This window comes from Psychromonas aquimarina ATCC BAA-1526 (assembly GCF_000428725.1).
Classification (GTDB): domain Bacteria; phylum Pseudomonadota; class Gammaproteobacteria; order Enterobacterales; family Psychromonadaceae; genus Psychromonas; species Psychromonas aquimarina.
In genome coordinates this window covers 1-2,306 of sequence record NZ_AUAM01000118.1, presented here as the reverse complement: position 1 = coordinate 2,306, position 2,306 = coordinate 1, and the positions used below count along the sequence as shown (strand labels likewise).

Genomic DNA, 2,306 nt, shown 5'->3' with positions numbered 1-2,306 from the left:
CCCCCCCCCCAGGGCTAACATTTGAATAATTAATCACTTATTGTGTGGCTTTGGGTGCGTGATAATTAATAGTTGCTAGTATTATTACAGTGAAGCAGTGTTCCTGTAATGTAGCGTTAAGTTCCAGCACCCAAAGGAGTTTTACAATGGCAGCTATGATTGCAATAAAACAAGCTCGACGTAATGTACAACGAATACTTAAGGTTGCCAAGAAAGAAGCCGAACCAACAGCAGTCTTAAACGAACTAGACCTGTTAGTTAATTCAAATAATGAGCCTCTTTCTAAACAGGAGAAAATACATCTAATTGAAGATATAGAAAAATCACATGCACAACCACCCGGTCTGAAAAACAAATTTGGTCGCCCATTCGCTTATCCATCAGGTTTAAAAAAAGGTTCAGGTCGTACATCAGGTCTTAATAAACAAGTTAGACTGCCCGGTGGCCGAGAAAAAGCTCCCTTTGTTCAGGAGATCAACGCCGCGGATAATAGCGCTCTATTAAAGCTAATCAAAATAATAAAACCTAAGATTAGGAAGTAATATGAATTTATTAGCAGTAATTATATCTGGCTGTAGTTTATGTGTTGCAATGATTGCATTGGATCATGCAAAACAATCAAATAAAAAAGCTAATGATATAGCTTCAGAAAATGTAAACTTGCAACATGGTCAATTGGAGAATGAAATCAGGCAGTCTATTGAAAATTCCAAGATGAACATAACCAATATTGTAATCACTATGGCCCCGCTTAAAGCGAAAGAAAGCATAGGAAATATCAGTGATGAAGATAAAAAAACCCTCGATATTTATACATCGAGTTCAGACTCTGCTATTCAAACAATGCTTAATATTTATGACGATGCATGCGCCAAATATATAGACAATAGAGTTGATAAAGGACGATTCAAAAAGAATTTTTATGTAGAAATTCGTAACTTATTACAAGAAGAAGAAATGAATAAATATTTCCACCCGAACACCTCGAATTATAAGGCGATTATGAGGGTTTATGACGAATGGGAAAACTTAGAAAAATAGATATTTAATAATAACTAACTCAGCAGGTTGTAATAAATACCTTATTTAAGGATTCTCTCTACAAAATAAAGCGGTTTAACAAAATACTGATTGCCATTTTTGGTCACTTCCAGCAATAGCGATCTGTTAAAACGATATGAATAAACAGCAACCAATAGTAGCTTGACTCCCTGCTTATCAATCCAATAACCAATAGGTTTAATCTTCACATGCAAATCATCTATTGCATAAACAGCAGCTGCTTGTTTGGGGGTACGTTCTAACGCATTGCTGGTCACTCTTTCAATTCTTGGTTTTACTTCTGCGAATCTAATTAAGCAATAAAACATTTCCAGATAGATAGGTGAAAGCAGAATTACTATATCAATTGGATTAACTAATATTATTTGCAGCTGAAACTTAAAAGCTAAGTATGCATGTAGCGGGATTATCACAAACCAAACAGCCATAGTTAATATTGTGAAGACTTTACAGGCTTCATCAATAGTCTTTCTGTCTACAGCTAGTTTCTTTAACTTATTCTCAATAACAGGGCTAAATATATTAATTAAAAATCCAATAACCACTTGTCTAAATAACACTTCCATAAAATCCACCTCTCTTTAGTTAGGTCTAAAAACACAAAAACCTGCCAAGGTGAGTACCAAGAAGCAGGTCTTTAGATTAAACGTACCGAAAAAGAGTGATTATCATTACGGCACTTACCAGTGTATCACTAAAAGGGAGAATCCAATTTTATTTATGATAATTAAATCAGTTATTTTATTGTGGCGTGTTTTACAGGCAGTAAGAGCCTTAGTGAAATTCATGGCAAAAACGCGATATACATGCAAGAGCAGCAGAACTTCACGACTATAGGTGCGTATTCCGGCGAAGGTGAACACTGATTCCCGCTGTATTTCACGTTAGGCCGGAATATGCAGCAATATTGCTATGTAACTAAAACAGGAATGACAATATGATTTGTATACAAGTGCCAAAAGGAATGATCGCAGTTAGCTCAAAATGGGCCCAATTAGTGTTAACAGCAAACGGGCGTGCGTATTTTCTAATTAACTAAAATATATAGAACGGCGGTAGCTCCGCCGTTCTATAGGGAGGTATCGATGGTGATTTATATGATTACGGCCTTATCCGTTTATCATATAAATACAGAAAAACGGGCTAAATAGCTGTCTCTTATACATAAATCCTCACTAAGTAATTAGTGGGGATTTTTTTTGAACTAAATCTTCAAGTTATGATCTGATCTTCAAGAATAATTG

General features: G+C 35.4%; 3 protein-coding genes. 2 read left to right on the top strand and 1 reads right to left on the bottom strand.

Going from position 1 to position 2,306, the window contains the following annotated elements:
• Window positions 1-146: 146 nt before the first annotated feature.
• Window positions 147-542 carry a hypothetical protein gene (locus G337_RS0119145; protein ID WP_028865287.1) on the top strand — a complete coding sequence of 132 codons (396 nt, stop codon included), beginning with the start codon at window positions 147-149 and terminating at the stop codon, window positions 540-542.
• Window position 543: 1 nt separating this feature from the next.
• Entirely contained in the window at window positions 544-1,041 is a 498-nt protein-coding gene (locus G337_RS27920) for a hypothetical protein (protein ID WP_028865286.1), read from the top strand.
• A 41-nt stretch (window positions 1,042-1,082) separates the two neighbouring features.
• Here G337_RS27920 and G337_RS0119135 read toward each other — a convergent pair whose 3' ends face one another.
• The gene (locus G337_RS0119135; RefSeq protein ID WP_028865285.1) at window positions 1,083-1,628 is read right to left on the bottom strand and encodes a hypothetical protein; all 546 of its coding nucleotides are present in this window, start codon (window positions 1,626-1,628) and stop codon (window positions 1,083-1,085) included.
• Window positions 1,629-2,306 lie beyond the last annotated feature (678 nt).

Excerpts from the sequence above, each read along its gene's own strand:
- G337_RS0119145 (WP_028865287.1), top strand. The coding sequence starts at position 147 with ATGGCAGCTATGATTGCAATAAAACAAGCTCGACGTAATGTACAACGA.
- G337_RS27920 (WP_028865286.1), top strand. The coding sequence starts at position 544 with ATGAATTTATTAGCAGTAATTATATCTGGCTGTAGTTTATGTGTTGCA.
- G337_RS0119135 (WP_028865285.1), bottom strand. The coding sequence starts at position 1,628 with ATGGAAGTGTTATTTAGACAAGTGGTTATTGGATTTTTAATTAATATA.